Below are 15,841 nucleotides of genomic sequence, written 5' to 3' on the forward strand. Positions count from 1 at the left end.
CTCCACCTACATTGAACTGTATTTATCACGCAGTTGCTGTCGAACAAACTCAGCCACTGTGTTGAAAATGAATGTGAATATGAATAATACAAATGCTGCTAAGAATAGAATGCGATAATGCGAGCTACCTACCTCAGACTCAGGCATTTCTACCGCGATATTCGCTGCAAGTGTTCTCATACCCTGGAAGATACTCCAGTCCATAATAGGTGTATTACCTGTTGCCATTAGTACAATCATTGTTTCACCTACAGCACGGCCTAGACCCATCATTACTGCTGAGAAGATACCTGGGCTTGCTGTTAGTAATACTACGCGAACCAATGTTTGCCATTGCGTTGCACCTAGTGCTAATGAACCGTTTGATAAGTGCTTAGGAACACTGAATACCGCATCTTCAGCAATTGAGAAGATAGTCGGGATAACAGCAAAGCCCATCGCAATACCAACAACTAGTGAGTTACGTTGGTCAAACGTCATACCCAACTCATTGGTTAAGTACTGACGCACATTGCCGTCAAACATCCAAAGCTCAATTGAGTTACTCATCGCAAACGATAACCAACCAATAAAGATAACCACTGGAATAAGTAAAATTGAGTGCGAACCTTCAGGAATACGGTGACGAATTGACGCCGGTAGCTTATTCCAACCAAATGCCGTTAATAAAATAGCGATTGGTAGCAACACCAATAATCCGATAATCGCAGGTAAATGCTCTTCAATTAATGGTGCTAACCAAAGACCCGCTAAGAAACCTAGGATTACCGTTGGTAATGCTTCCATGATTTCTACAGTCGGCTTAACCACTTTACGTAATTCACTCGACATAAAGTACGCCGTGTAAATTGCCGCTGAAAGCGCAATTGGTACCGCAAATAACATTGCGTACATTGCCGCTTTAATTGTACCGAATGAAATTGGCACTAATGAGAACTTAGATTCAAAGTCATCACTTGCAGACGTTGACTGCCAAATGTAGCCCGGCTCTGGGTAACCTTCGTACCATACTTCTTGCCACAAAGCAGACCAAGTTACTTCTGGGTGCTCGTTATGAATTTCAATTACTTTTAGCGCGTCATCAGCAAGAATAAGTGCCGCATTTGAACGTGGCGCAATTGCAAAGTTTTGAATTGGACCTTCGCTTACTTTACCTTGCCACAGTTTTGCATCACTGGTTGTGTAATAAATACCTAGCTCACCGTTAGCACCTGCTGTGAAGAAGGTACGACGATAGAACTCTGTAAAAATGTTTAGTTTCGATTGCTTGCTGGTTTCAAATGCACGAATCTTTTGGAACTCACGGCCATTTTCAGTGTTTACTTCAAACCACTGTGATACTTCGCCATTATCGTTAGCAAGCATTAGTGAGTTTGCACCCGCTAATAGCTGAGTTGAAACTAGGTTCGCGTTTTCTTCATTAGCTGCAAGCAGTTGAATTTGCTCAACTTCAGAAGGGTAACGGGTATCATATACGTAAATTTGATTTGCTGAACGCACGAATGTACGTGTTGTATCTGGTGAGATTAATAGCTCATCAACACGACCTTCGATATCAAGCTCAGTACGCTCAACAACCCACTCTACTTCGCCGGTGAACATGTTTTCTTCACCCACAAAGCTGCTGAATATAACGCGCTTGTCAGCCGTTAAAGCAACAACAGCTGTTTTATCTTCGTAGTGGCTAAATGCAAATTTAGTGATTGCCGCACCTTGCTCATCAACTTCAAGCGCCATATCACCCAGCGGGTAATCTAAACGTGGTGTTAACTTGCGTTGATTGTTCGGGAATGTCACTAAGAATTTTGGCGCAACCACAACCACAGAGCCATTTTCTAGGCCGTATGCGTATTGCCCCTGAAACGGTGCAGAGCTTGCGAAGCTGCTTACATCGCTTGGTAATTCTGTATTAAGAGTGGTGATCTTTTTACCAAATTGCTCTTTTTCAACATTGTAAAAGTCCACATTACCTTTTTCACCAAGTAAAAAGGCAATTTCTGTTTGTTCTTCAATGCCAAGACCCACAACTTCTGACGCATTTTGTAGTTTTACACTGTTACGTGTATCTACTTTTGCTGACTCAAAAATAGGTTGAACAACATAAAGAAGGTAAAAGAATATAAGTAGCAGTGCTACTAGCACCATTACGCCACCTGCGGAAATACCCCACTTGGCAAACCTGTCTTTAAATAGACGGCTTCTATCCGTATGAAAGGTAGGTTTATTCGGATTGGAAGTCATCAAAACACCCTTAAATCTTAACGTTGCGCGCATTATATTTCACCAAGATGACAGTAATGTTACAAACGTCATAATTCAGTGTAATAAAGCGAGTATTTCAGGGACGTATTTTAAAGTTAAAAAATGACCAAATTGCGACATTGCTCTGCGTATTTATAACGACCAAATTGACAAGCTAACAAACTGTTATAACTAATTTTTTATAACTATATGGAAAAAATTGGACAAACAATAAAACAGCATCAATACTCAAGATGACTTATTTTTTTCGACAATAAGAATCATTTTTAACCAACGCCTCCTTCCTTTTATTGCATTTTTCAGAGGCATTTTTATAGAGATATAAGTATGAAGCAGTTAGTAATTACTATTTTGGGGCCAGATAAACCCGGCCTAGTTGAAGACCTTTCAGCCACAATTTTAAACCATCATGGTAACTGGTTAAGCAGTAATTTGAGCCACCTTGCAGGTCACTTTGCAGGGATCATTGAGGCAGCAGTGCCTGAAGAGCACCTGCAAGAGCTGCAAGACGCATTGCATAGTTTGCCGTATTTAGAAATCAGAATTGAACGCGGCGCCGAAACACTTTCAGAAGAAAAATCTGAACAAATCAATTTTGTCATTACTGGCAACGACAGACCTGGCATTGTGCAAGAGCTTGCCAGCGTTATTCGTCACAAAGGGGCGAATATCACTCACCTAAATTCAAAACAACAAAGTGCACCTAACTGGGGTGTGCCAATTTTTAGTGCTGTTGCCACCGTCGCTTTGCCAATAGGCATGAACAAGGACGAAGTAATCACGGCACTCGAGTCTATTACCACAGACTTAATTGTTGATATTGAGGACGCATAACAAGCAAGTTTATAGGGATATTTAAACTTAAACTAAGCTTTAAAATTAACGGCATACATGTCACATAACTGACATGTATGTCATAAAAGTGATAAATACGTCATATAAACGTCATCTGCATCCTCTATATTCTAACTAGCTATAAACGTTGGAAAACCAGATGAACGCATCACATTCTTCTTCTCAAGCCGTTAACTACTTTGCCAAAGAGCTAAGTTGGCTGTCTTTTAATGAGCGCGTGCTGCAAGAAGCTAAAGATAAATCTAACCCGATTATTGAGCGCATGCGCTTTTTAGGTATTTATTCAAACAACATGGATGAGTTTTTCCGTGTCCGTGTTGCTGATGTAAAGCGCCGCATATTACTTAATAAAATTCCTGATGCGAACTTTGAAGAAGACGAAATATTACTTCATCAGATCCAAAGCAAAGTGCTACAGCTTGGTAAAAAGTTTAACCAAATTCATAAAGATATTTTAAATGACTTAAACGAGCACAATATTCACGTTGAGTTACCTGAGGAGTTATCTGAATTTCACTTGAGTTGGCTGAAAAAATTCTTCCACGATAATGTGCTACAACACATATTGCCGATTTTACTCTCTGAAAAGAAAGACTACTCAGATCAAATCAACGACACCATGACTTATTTGTTTGTCGAGATGACTAACCAAAAAAGTCATTATGCCATGATGGAGGTGCCAACCGACCGCGTATCTCGTTTTGTTATTTTGCCACCAGAGAAAACGCGCCGTCACAAAACCATTGTGATGCTTGATGACATTATCGCCTACTTTATTCGCGATGTGTTTAGCAGCTTTTTTAGCTTTGATGATATTCAATGTTATGCCATCAAATTGACCCGTGATGCCGAATACAACTTAGATGACGAGCTTGAAGAAGGCTTGCTCGATAAAATGTCAAAAGGTCTAAAACAACGTATTTCTGCAGAGCCTGTGCGCCTTGTTTATGACGAGAGCATGCCTGCTGAAATGCTTAAAGTGATGAAAAAGCGCCTTAATATAAGCCAACATGATGCGTTGATCCCCGGCGGCCGTTACCGTAATTTCCGAGATTTTATTGCGTTTCCGAATGTTGGCCGTCAGTATTTAGAAAACAAACCACTACCGGCATTACAAAGCACGGCTTTTAACAATCACTCAAGTGTGTTTGATGCCATTTCAGAACAAGATATTTTACTGTATTACCCTTATCACACCTTTAATCATTTACTTGAATTTGTACGTCAAGCAGCATTTGACCCAGATGTAACCCAAATTAAGGTCAATATTTATCGCGTTGCGAGTCAGTCTCGACTTGTCTCTACGCTTATTAATGCCGCAAAAAATGGCAAACACGTAACCGTTATGGTTGAGCTGAAAGCGCGTTTTGATGAACAAAACAATATTGAATGGGCAAAAATCCTAAGCAATGCCGGTGTTAAAGTGATCTTTGGTATTCCTGCGTTGAAAGTTCACAGTAAGTTATGTGTTATTCACCGTAAAGAAAAGAACAACATCGTGAAATATGCCCATATAGGCACGGGTAACTTCCACGAAAAAACCGCCAAAATCTACACTGACTTTAGCTTATTCACCAAGTTTGAGGGCATTAGTGAAGAGTGCGATAGTGTGTTTAAGTTTATCGAAAGCAGCTATAAACCATTTCAATTTGATCATTTGATGATTTCGCCAGTCAACGCACGACAAACTATTATGTCGCTAATTGATGCTGAAATAACAAATGTAGAACATGGTAAGGCTGGCCGAATTACGCTAAAAATAAATAACCTTGTTGATAAAGAGCTGGTTGATCACCTTTACTTTGCCGCAAGACGCGGTGTGAAAATTCGCATTATTGTGCGTGGCATGTGTTCGTTAGTGCCCTCTGCCGTTAACGAAAACATTCGCATTATTAGCATTGTTGACCGCTTTTTAGAGCACCCTCGGGTGATGGTGTTTCATAATAATGGCGACGAAAAAGTGTATATTTCATCGGCAGACTGGATGACCCGAAATCTTGATCACCGTGTTGAAGTAGCCGCACCGATTTATGATGAAAAATTAAAACAGCTTATTATTGATATTCTTGAGCTACAGTTTAAAGATAGAACAAAAGCACGCATAATCGATAGCGAACAAAAAAACAGCTATGTGCGCCGCGGCAATCGTAAGAAAATTCGCTCGCAAATTGCCATTTATGACCACCTTAAGAAATGGGAAAGTAACTATAATAATGAATGATTATCCCTCAATTGCTGCCGTTGATTTAGGCTCAAACAGTTTTCATTTAGTGGTGGCAAGAGAGGTCGATGGCTCTTTGCAAATCTTACACAAAGAAAAACAACGCGTTTATTTAGCTGACGGTTTAGATGATAAAAATCATTTAAGCCAAGAAGCAATCGAACGCGCGCTGGCGATTCTTAAGCAGTTTGCTACTACCTTGCAGGACTTCCCCCTTGAGAATGTCAAAGTGGCGGCAACTTACACATTACGCCGCGCTAAAAACATTCATTCGTTCTTAACCCAAGCAAGTAAAGTGTTTCCTTACCCAATTGAAGTAATATCGGGGCAGGAGGAAGCGCGTTTAATTTATCAAGGTGTTGCCCATTACATTCATCACGATGAAAACCGCTTAGTTATTGATATCGGCGGCGGCAGTACTGAACTCATTATTGGCAAACACTTTAAACATAAATTACTTACTAGCCGCAATATGGGCTGTGTTAGTTACACCAAGCAGTTTTTTGCAGATGGACAAATCACCGCTAAGCGCTTTGCCAAAGCTGAAGTTCGCGCAGAACAAGAACTCGAAGTGATTTTTGCCAACTACTTATCGGCTGGCTGGCAATCAGTGGTGGGAACATCAGGCACTATTAAATCTATCCTTGCCATGATCAATGCTAACGATGCAGAGCAAGAGCTAATTACTTTAGAGCGATTATTAGAGCTAAAAACTCAGTTTATTGCTGCTAAACAAATAAAAGCGCTACAAATTGAAGGTCTTACACCTGAGCGGCAAGTGAGTATTTGTGGTGGTTTAGCTATTTTAATTGCGGTATTTAGGCTGTTTAAAATCGAAGCGTTGCAATACAGCGACTTTTCACTTCGTGAAGGCCTGCTACATGAAATGCAGCAAAAGCTCGCCCATAAGGATATTCGCACTAATACGATAGCGAACCTATCTGAGCGTAATGCCATAGATAAAGAGCATGCTAACCGCGTCTCGACAACTGCAAAGTGGCTGTTTGAACAAGTAGAAGAGGCATGGCAACTTACCGATCCTGACTACATCAACTTGCTGGATTGGGCCGCGCAGCTGCATGAAATTGGCTTAGGGGTTAATTCATCAGGGATACATAAGCACAGTGCGTATATCGTTGCGAATAGCCAATTGCCTGGCTTTACGCAGCAACAACAAACCTTGCTTAGTTGCATGATCCGTTTTTATCGTAAAAAAATTCGTTTAGAAGAGTTTCCGGCACTGCATACCATGCAGCATTATGAAATATTGCAGCTTATCGTGATTTTGCGCTTAGCAGTACTGCTAAATCAAAAGCGCATTACTGACCAAGGCTTTAAGCTTGAGGTAACAGCCAAGCAAAATAGTATGTTCTTAAAGTTTCACAATAAGTGGCTTAAAGAACATACCTTGCTTTTAGCTGACTTACAGCAAGAGCAAAAATACCTTAAAAAAGTCGGCTTCTTACTCGATTTTCATTAAAGACTACATATCCATATGGCGGTTTGAGCTTTGCATCATTTGCTTAAGGCCTTGATGTTCAAGCTCAAGTAAACGTTCGAGCTTTTCTTTGCTTTGCTCTGTATCAGCTCGCGATACCAAGTACTCGTATAAGTCGATTACTTTTTGGTGTTGCGTGGTTAAGTAAACCTGAATCGCCTTTTCATCAATTTGCTGATCTGTGCTGATATCGTTAAAAGTAATTAACTCTGGGTTTTCAGCAAAATACTCATAGCAATAGGTATCAAGCGTGTTTATTTCTGTAATAGCTTTAAAGCCAACGAGATCTTCTGCTAGTTTCTTCTCATATTGCAGGTAATAATCCACCAGCATTTGATTATGCTCGTCCAGTAAGTCTTTAACACTGTGGAAGTTAGCTGCCATTTGAGTATGAAATAACACGGTCCAATCATAAACTTGTTGTATTGTTTTAACTTGCATGTGCATTCCTTATCAAAATCAATTTAATATGACTTTGCATAAATCACACCAGCAATAAACTCATTAATTTTCAGCACTTTAAAAATAAAGTGTGTAACTTACAGCAAGGAAAAGCGTACAAGTTACACACTGACTGTAAAATTTATAGATGGCGTTTACGCCATATAAAATAAAGCGCAGGTAACACAAGTAGCGTTAAAACTATAGCGCTGAGCATCCCGCCGACCATAGGCGCTGCTATTCGGCTCATCACTTCACTACCCGTTCCTGTGCCATAGAGCACTGGCAGTAGACCAATGATAATGGTAGCAACAGTCATCATCACTGGCCTAACCCGAAGGCCTGCGCCATTGATGATTGCTTGGCGCAGCTCTGTAACCGTGAACTGTGCTGATTGCGCTTTAGCATCTTGATAAGCTTGGTTGAGATAAACCAGCATGATCACGCCAATTTCCACAGCAACCCCAGCCAGGGCAATAAAACCAACCCCAACAGCAACCGAGAAGTTAAAGCCTTCAAGGTACATCAGCCAAATACCGCCTATCATCGCAAGCGGTAAGGTCAGCATAATCATTGCCACCTCAATAAAACTTCTAAAATTGAGGTATAACAGCACCACAATAATTGCCAAGGTTAATGGCAATACGTAACTGAGTTTAGCTTTTGCGCGCTCCATATATTCATATTGCCCCGCCCACGTAATTGAGTAACCAGCAGGTAGCTCGAGTTGCTCATGCAGCGCTTGTTGCGCACGCTCAACATAACTGCCAATATCACTGCCTTCAATGTCGATTAAGCTCCAGCCATTAATGCGGGCATTTTCACTTTTAATACCCGGCGGGCCATCTTCGATAAAGACATGAGCTACATCGGCCAATGCGATACGCTGTCCGTTTGGTGTCACTATCGGTAACAACTTAAGCTCTTCTGGCGAGTCGCGATAATCTTGTGGATAACGTAAGTTAACCGGGTAACGCTCTTGCCCTTCAACCGTTTCTGTCACATTCATACCACCGATAGCAGTAGCAACAACCTGTTGCACATCAGCAATGTTTAAACCGTACCGTGCTGCTTTTTCACGGTTGATATCAACTTTGATGTAGCGACCGCCGGCAACGCGCTCAGAATAAACCGAAGCCGTGCCCGGTAAATCTTTTAAGATGACTTCAATTTGCTCACCGATTTTTTGAATTTCGCTCAGCTTTGGCCCTGCTACTTTGATCCCCACAGGCGTTTTAATCCCAGTGGCAAGCATGTCGATTCGGGTTTTGATTGGCATAACCCACGCATTGGTAAGCCCTGGGAACTTAACCAGATTATCGAGCTCTTTTTTGAGTTTTTCGGTTGTCATGCCCTCGCGCCAATGTGACTTTGGCTTTAACTGAATAAAGGTTTCGATCATGGTCAGCGGCGCAGGATCTGTGGCAGTGTCTGCACGACCTACCTTACCAAATACCGACTCGACCTCTGGCACACTGGCAATTAACTTATCGGTCTGCTGTAAGATTTCACGGGCCTTACCAATTGAAATACCTGGGTAAGTCGTTGGCATATACATTAAGTCGCCCTCATCAAGAGGAGGAATAAACTCACTACCAATTTTATTAACCGGGTAAAAGCCAATAGCAGCCAACACTAATGCCAGTACCAGTGTTGTTTTCGGCGCTTTTAATACCGCATTTAACAAGGGTTTATAGGCTGCCACTAATAAGCGGTTTACAGGGTTTTTCTGCTCCGAAATAACCTTACCGCGAATAAAGTAGCCCATTAATACCGGCACCAATGTAATCGCTAAACCAGCCGAGGCCGCCATTGCATAGGTTTTTGTATAAGCCAGAGGCGAGAACATTCGTCCTTCTTGTGCTTCAAGAATAAACACCGGCATAAAGCTGACAGTGATGATCAATAAACTAAAGAATAACGCGGGCCCGACTTCTGCGGCTGAGTCCATCACCACTTGCCAACGATTTTCATCGGTCAGTGGAGTTTTTTCCATATGCTTATGCATATTTTCGATCATCACGATAGCACCATCTGTCATTGCACCAATGGCAATCGCTATCCCGCCAAGCGACATGATATTGGCGTTTATACCTTGCCAATACATCACCACAAAAGCCGTTAAAATGCCCATTGGCAGCGTGATAATGGCTACGATCGATGAGCGTATATGGAATAAAAACACCACACACACTAAGGCCACGACGATTAATTCTTCAATTAACTTTGAGCTTAAGTTATCAAGCGCTTGGGTAATAAGGTTTGAACGGTCGTACACAGGGATGATTTCAACGCCCTCAGGCAGGCCTTTTTTGAGCGACTCTAGCTTTTCTTTTACGAGTTTAATGGTCGCTTCGGCATTTTCTCCAAAGCGCATCACCACTACACCACCAGTTACTTCACCCTCGCCGTTTAGTTCGGCAATACCACGGCGCATTTGCGGCCCAAGTTTTATATCAGCCACATCACGTAATTGCAGTGGCGTGCCATTGGCATTAGTACCCAGCGGAATGGCTTCTAAATCTGCGACACTTTTAATATAACCTGTGCTCGATACCATGTATTCGGCTTCTGCCATTTCGACCACTGAAGCACCACGCTCTTGGTTACCTTGCTTAATCGCTGTTTGAATTAAACTTAGCGGAATACCATAAGCACGCAATTTATCCGGGTCGACATTCACCTGATACTGCTTAACCATACCGCCAACAGACGCTACTTCTGATACGCCCGGCACAGTTTGCAGCTCAAACTTTAAAAACCAATCTTGCAGGCTGCGTAGCTGGCTAATATCGTGCTTACCGGTTTTATCCACCAGCGCATACAAGTAAATCCAACCCACACCTGTTGCATCAGGGCCAAGTTCAGGCCTTGCTGAATCTGGTAAGCGAGCACTTACTTGACTCAAATACTCTTGCACCCGACTACGGGCCCAATAAAGGTCGGTGTCTTCGTTAAAAATAACGTATACATAAGAGTCACCAAAAAACGAAAAGCCCCTTACCGTTTCAGCTCCTGGCACCGACAACATGGCTGTAGTGATAGGAAACGTTACTTGGTCTTGCACCACTTGTGGCGCTTGTCCTGGGTAAGACGTTTTTACAATAACCTGTACATCAGATAAGTCAGGCAAGGCATCAACTGGGGTATTCTTTAAAGAAAAAACCCCAAAGCCTGCCAACATTAAAGACAGCAGTAATACAAAGAAGCGATTACCGACTGACCAACGGATCACGGCAGCTATCATTGCATTTCTCCTTGCATAGGGTGGCTCATGGTCATGATGTCAAAAATCACAAACTCACCGTCTACCAACTTAAAGGTAAAATGCACTTCATCATCACTTTGTAAACTAGACATATCGATACGCGGCGAAAAATGAAATTCCATAGTTGCAGCCTCGCGTCCCCACTTAGGGATAGCCTCACGACTGATCACAGCAGTGCGAGCTTCGCGGTCAATACTGTTGATCACGCCATTCACCATTGCGCTGTCACTATCAGGTTCTTGCATACGCATAAAGTCAGAACTCTTACTTGATTCGGAATCTATTAAGAACTGCGCTGAAACCACTACGTTATCGTCTTTCAATAAGCCTGATAAAATTTCGACATCATGATTATCACTACGACCTAGCGTCACTGCGACTGATTTAAAGCGCCCTTCACCTAAATCAATCACGACACGGTCTTGGCTACCGGTGCGGATCACCGCTTCTTTGGCTATCACTAATTGCGGCTCTGTTGGCTTAGTAGTAATACTCACTTCAGCAAACATATTCGGTTTGAGTAAGCCATCTTGGTTGGCAAAGCGTAAACGTACGCGAAGGGTACGGTTTTTCTCATCAAGGGTTGGATAAATATAATCGACCTTGCCTTGCCAGCGCTTACCCGGTAAGTAATCTAAGCTCATAGTAACTGGCAAGCCTTTATGAATAAGCCCCGCTTGACGCTCAAAAACTTCAGCCTCGACCCATACTTCTTCTAAGTGAGCAATACTCATCATGGTTGTGCCCGGTTTCACAAAGAAGCCTTCGCGGATATTTAGCTCATCCAATACGCCACTTTGCTTGGCATAAAAGGTAATGTTTTGTCTGACCTTTTGGCTTTGCTCTAATCGCGCAATAAAATCGTCAGAAACATTCAGTGAGGCTAAGCGTGCTTTTGCCGCACGTATAAGCACAGCATTGTTACGCTTAAGGGCAAGCAGTAGCTCTTCTTGTGCATTCACTAGCTGTGGAGAATACAAGGTATAAAGTGGCTCACCTTGCTTAACTTGGTCACCTGCAGCTTTTACATATAAGGTTTCTATCCAACCTTCGACACGAGGGTGAATATGCACGAGTTGGTCTTGGTCGTATTGCACATAACCAACCGTATCAACGGTCGTTTGTAATGATTTAAACCGTACGGGCGCTGTTCTTACCCCTAAGTTATTAACGACCGCGGGTGAGATCCTCACTGTACCAGGGCTGTCTTCAGCGCTACTTTGCTCCTCATAAACGGGGACTAATTCCATACCCATTGGCGATAAACCCGGTTCATCACGGCGATAATTGCTGTCCATAGGCGCCACCCAATATAGCGGCTTTTTCTCAGCGCTTGGCATTTGTTCATGCTCTGGCTCAGCCAATTTATTTACAGCCGTTGCCAATGCTGCACCTACCGCCAAAGCGATAACTAATTTCACTGTATTATTCATTGCTAGCTCCTTGGCTTTGTGCTGCATTTATTTGGTTATCTTTTGCTGCTGCGTAATAGTTAAGGCGAGCGAGGGTTATTTGTTTGTCTATTTCGATATTCAACGCATCAATTTTTGCGTTAAGTTCGCTGATGCGTGCACGCATCACTTCTGAAAAGTCACCATCATCGTTGGTGTAAGCATTTAAAGTCGCCTCAGCCTGCTCTGCCATTTGCGGTAATAGCTGCTGTTGATACAACGCTTTGCGCTGAGCAAGTCGGCTCAACTGGCTAAGCTCTTTAAAATACTGACCTTGCAGTTTTTGTAGAGTAATAAGTTTGTTGGTCTTTACCGCCTCGGCATTAGCTATTGCCGCATTAACTTGTTGGTCTTGACGGTTATCAGTAAACAGCGGTAAATCAACACTCACCCCAATAGAGAGTAAATCAGCGCGAGAGTCCCCCATAGGGGTATCGTCACGATAGCCATAGCCTAGGTTCATACCAAATTGCGGCTTATACGCTTCTTTCGCCACTTGCACTTGGGTGTTTTTAGCACGCATTGCATGATCAATAGCAATAATTGCCGGGTGACTCATGAGCACTTCTGTGACACCCGATGGTGCAAGCTCTTGATAAGACATTAGTGCTGCCACCTTGGTATTTTCATCGCTCACGGCACCGTTTAGCATTTCAATAGGTAGCCATTGAGCTAGACGCTTTTTGGCACTATCAAACTGTTGCTCTAACATCACCAGCTTATCTTCAAGCCGAGTCAGCTCTAACTGAGCGCGAATAATATCCTGCTGGCGAGTCGCACCAAGTGTATTGGCATAGCTTGCTTCTGTAATATCAATAAGCTGATTAAATAAGGCTTTATCTTGGTTGATCAGTTGAATACTTTTTTGTGCACGATAGGCATTTAGCCATGCTTCGCTAACAATGGCTTTAACCTGTGCTTGGCGGTCAGCTCTTAGCCAAGGATATTGCTCAGCCGATTGTTTTAAAGCTTGTTGCTCTAAGGCAAGGCTATCACCTCGGCTAAATTGTTGTGACAAGCCTACTTTGAATTGCGTCATACCCTCTTGATCAAAGGCAAAGCCATTGGTTGGTAAATTCATTAGCCCAACGGTTAATACTGGATCTGGCAAGGTACCGGCGGCAATGCTTTGCGCTTCTATCGCCTGTTGCTGGTATTTATTTGCCTGTAACCAAGGCTCGTGAGTCAATGCATAATCAATCACCTGATTGAGCGCCAATGGCTCTGCTTTCACTAAACTTGAGGTTATCAATACTGCGCCTAGAGAAAGCGCCTTAATCAATTTGCTGTGAATCATCACATGCTCCAAAAATCTTAAAAATGGTTAAAAAACAATAGATTTTGGGTGCAGAATAAGGAGTATTTCAGCGTTTTACTGAATTTTAGACAGACCTATCCTGCTTAAGCAGTAATAGGTGGACGATATAAAGAACTTGCGTGGAAACTAAGCTGGCTGGCGCCTAACACGGTGACTTTTTCTGACTGCTTAATTGATTTAATAACTAAATCATTTAGCGGCAGGAGTGAGTGAGCTGTACAGGCATTGAACGGACACGCACAATCGCTGTTATCCATTGCATCTTCATGGCAACAATCCATATCACTCATGTCGCTGTCAGCATTCATATTAGCATGATGATCCATTTGCATGCTGGCATGTGGCATATCACATACCATAGCAACAGACGCAACTGACTGACCCACAAAAGTGAGCAGCATCATAGCTATCAATAAGTAGCTTGAAAGTCGCGTCATCATCATACCTTAAAAATTAATTGCCCAAATTGTAGCCCGAAATTTACGCGCTCGACAAGGGTTTATCTATTTTAATGCTACTGCTGGCGGCAATAGCAAACAGGCAATAGCCAGTAAAATACCAAAATCCATCGCCCAATTCGGCATGCATTTTGATTAGCTCGCCCATTTGCCCATCGGCATTACCTGCTAAATAAGACACGATTAATGCAATCACAAACACATCGACCATGCTCCATTTACTTAGGCCCTGTATGAGTTGACCGAGCAAATGCTTAAATCTATTCACAGGTAAGAAACAATAAAGCAATTGCATCAGGAGTTTTAAAGTGGGAATAACAATCGAGAACACTGCAACAAGCGCGGCAACAAGGTGGTTTTTGTTATTGGCTAGCTCATTCACGGTGCCCCAAATGCTGCGTGTTTTTTTGTAGGCATCTATTTCACCTTCAAGCTTATCAAGCCCCAACATGCTTGAAGCCATCATTAACACGCTACGGGTATTGCGATCGCCTTCATCGGCAATCATTTCAATACCTGTTTTGGCAAGCTTAGATTTATCGATTTTTCCTTCTAGGGTGAGCACAGGCTGGGTTACACCAGGAATTAGTAACGCCAAGGCAATTAAAATAGCCAGTACTGGAAAAACAACACGCATTAGTTACAAACCTTTTTAATACTCAGAGCCCGCATCATAACGAACTCTGCACTTTTAGTCTGTAACCGATGATAAGCTTGCGAACACTTCATCAGCATAAGCACGGGCATCGTACATAGCTTGAAAAACCACATCCATCTTTGACGCAGGGCGGATCATCATTAGTAGCTCATGGGCTGTGTGCCATTGCTCTTCTTCCATCGCCTTAACAAGTTGTAAGCTCGCACCTTGCATGCCATTAAAGTTTAATAGTGCGCTCGAAAGCTCACTACCCAGTGAAAACTCTTTGGCAATGATATCAAGCTCCATATCTAAAATAGCATCAAGTACGGATAGTAAACCGACTAAATAACCCTGCTCAGCTAGGTCTTTACCACCGGGTTCAAGCATCAGCGCAATAAACTTAGCTCTTGTTAAGCCCAGTTTAGTTAGCTCTTGCGGTTTATCATTGCCTAACTCGCTCAGCGCTAATACCCGTACAAATTGTCTAATCGCGTCTTCACCAAGGTAAATAACCGCTTGTGAAATAGAACGAATTGTTTGCTGACTATTGCTGATCCGCGCATTAACTAATTTTAAAATGCGTGCTGTAAGGCCTATATCTTTAGCAACTCGTTGTTGAATTGCGTCAAAATTTAAATCTGTTTGCGCAGTACAGTTAAGTAATTCAAGCACGGCAACTTTTGATGGTTCAACATTACCAAAACTTAAAAGCTCTGGCTTGGCAAAAAAGTAGCCTTGAAACAGGTCGCAACCAGCCGCTTTTAGTTGCTTAAAGTCTTCATAAGTTTCAATGCGCTCCACTATGATAGTGGTTTCTGGGAAGCTGCGTTTGAGCTTTTTGATCATCATGTTGGTTTTGATAATCGGCTGCGTAACTTCAAGCTTAATAAAATCCATCAAAGGCAAAATATCTTGCCATTTATCTGTGCCATCGTAATCATCAAGCGCGAACAAATATCCTTCTTGTTTTAATTGCTTAACGCGGCTTACTACTTTGGGAATGCTAGTAGCCCGCTCCACTATTTCGATAACCGCACTGCGTGGTTGCAGCAACTTAGGGAAGTCATCCAAAATAGCGTCAGTCGATAGATTGATAAACGCAGGTTGAAAGCCCGTTAGCTTCTCGAGTCCCATCAACATTAACGCGTTAAAAAACAGTCGCCCCGTTGCTTGGCCATCACTCGTGCCTACCGGAAAGACATTATCACTCGATTCTCTATACAATAATTCGTAAGCATACAAACTTCTATCAGCATTAAATATTGGCTGCCGGGCTATATACTGAGTCATGCTCTGACTTTTGTTACCTTCCATACTTAATTCTGACATTCTACTTCTCACTTAGATGTGGCTATCTCCACATTACTATTGTTATAAGTATAGTGAAAGATGTTTGCCTTGCTAAAAAACAAAAACCCAACCAAACTAG

General features: G+C 42.4%; 11 protein-coding genes. 3 read left to right on the forward strand and 8 right to left on the reverse strand.

The window, feature by feature from the left end; genetic code table 11:
* Positions 1-6: 6 nt before the first annotated feature.
* On the reverse strand, positions 7-2,241 hold the full coding sequence (locus tag WA256_RS14870) for an ABC transporter permease subunit (RefSeq protein ID WP_054563526.1): 2,235 nt from the start codon (positions 2,239-2,241) through the stop codon (positions 7-9).
* 348 nt (positions 2,242-2,589) lie between these two features.
* On the opposite strand from WA256_RS14870, the gene WA256_RS14875 reads away from it, so the two are divergent.
* From WA256_RS14875 to ppx, 3 genes are all read left to right on the forward strand, one after another.
* Positions 2,590-3,096 (forward strand): glycine cleavage system protein R, encoded by a 507-nt coding sequence (locus tag WA256_RS14875; RefSeq protein ID WP_054563525.1) that lies wholly within the window; start codon positions 2,590-2,592, stop codon positions 3,094-3,096.
* A gap of 160 nt (positions 3,097-3,256) precedes the next feature.
* Complete coding sequence (gene ppk1 / locus WA256_RS14880) at positions 3,257-5,338, forward strand: polyphosphate kinase 1 (protein ID WP_332394099.1); 2,082 nt, start codon at positions 3,257-3,259, stop codon at positions 5,336-5,338.
* A complete protein-coding gene (gene ppx / locus WA256_RS14885) occupies positions 5,331-6,818 on the forward strand; it encodes an exopolyphosphatase (protein WP_062566619.1) in 1,488 nt (495 codons plus the stop codon). Before ppk1 ends, ppx begins: the two co-directional genes overlap by 8 nt.
* Before the next feature lie 3 nt (positions 6,819-6,821).
* On the opposite strand, the gene WA256_RS14890 is transcribed toward ppx, so the two are convergent.
* The 7 genes from WA256_RS14890 to WA256_RS14920 form a co-directional block, all read right to left on the reverse strand.
* Positions 6,822-7,277 carry a hypothetical protein gene (locus WA256_RS14890; RefSeq protein WP_054563522.1) on the reverse strand — a complete coding sequence of 152 codons (456 nt, stop codon included), beginning with the start codon at positions 7,275-7,277 and terminating at the stop codon, positions 6,822-6,824.
* Positions 7,278-7,419: 142 nt separating this feature from the next.
* Positions 7,420-10,524, reverse strand: a complete 3,105-nt coding sequence (locus WA256_RS14895; RefSeq protein WP_335992526.1) for an efflux RND transporter permease subunit — start codon at positions 10,522-10,524, stop codon at positions 7,420-7,422.
* Positions 10,521-11,978, reverse strand: a complete 1,458-nt coding sequence (locus WA256_RS14900; RefSeq protein ID WP_335992527.1) for an efflux RND transporter periplasmic adaptor subunit — start codon at positions 11,976-11,978, stop codon at positions 10,521-10,523. Before WA256_RS14900 ends, WA256_RS14895 begins: the two co-directional genes overlap by 4 nt.
* The gene (locus tag WA256_RS14905; RefSeq protein WP_335992528.1) at positions 11,971-13,293 is read right to left on the reverse strand and encodes a TolC family protein; all 1,323 of its coding nucleotides are present in this window, start codon (positions 13,291-13,293) and stop codon (positions 11,971-11,973) included. The genes WA256_RS14900 and WA256_RS14905 overlap by 8 nt, the downstream gene beginning before the upstream one ends.
* 104 nt (positions 13,294-13,397) lie before the next feature.
* Positions 13,398-13,751, reverse strand: a complete 354-nt coding sequence (locus WA256_RS14910) for a hypothetical protein (RefSeq protein ID WP_332394104.1) — start codon at positions 13,749-13,751, stop codon at positions 13,398-13,400.
* Positions 13,752-13,794: 43 nt separating this feature from the next.
* Positions 13,795-14,409 carry a paraquat-inducible protein A gene (locus tag WA256_RS14915; RefSeq protein ID WP_335992529.1) on the reverse strand — a complete coding sequence of 205 codons (615 nt, stop codon included), beginning with the start codon at positions 14,407-14,409 and terminating at the stop codon, positions 13,795-13,797.
* A 54-nt stretch (positions 14,410-14,463) separates the two neighbouring features.
* Positions 14,464-15,741 carry an EAL and HDOD domain-containing protein gene (locus WA256_RS14920; protein WP_335992530.1) on the reverse strand — a complete coding sequence of 426 codons (1,278 nt, stop codon included), beginning with the start codon at positions 15,739-15,741 and terminating at the stop codon, positions 14,464-14,466.
* Positions 15,742-15,841 lie beyond the last annotated feature (100 nt).

The sequence above is a fragment of the Pseudoalteromonas sp. CH_XMU1449-3 genome (assembly GCF_037027245.1).
Lineage (GTDB): Bacteria > Pseudomonadota > Gammaproteobacteria > Enterobacterales > Alteromonadaceae > Pseudoalteromonas > Pseudoalteromonas shioyasakiensis.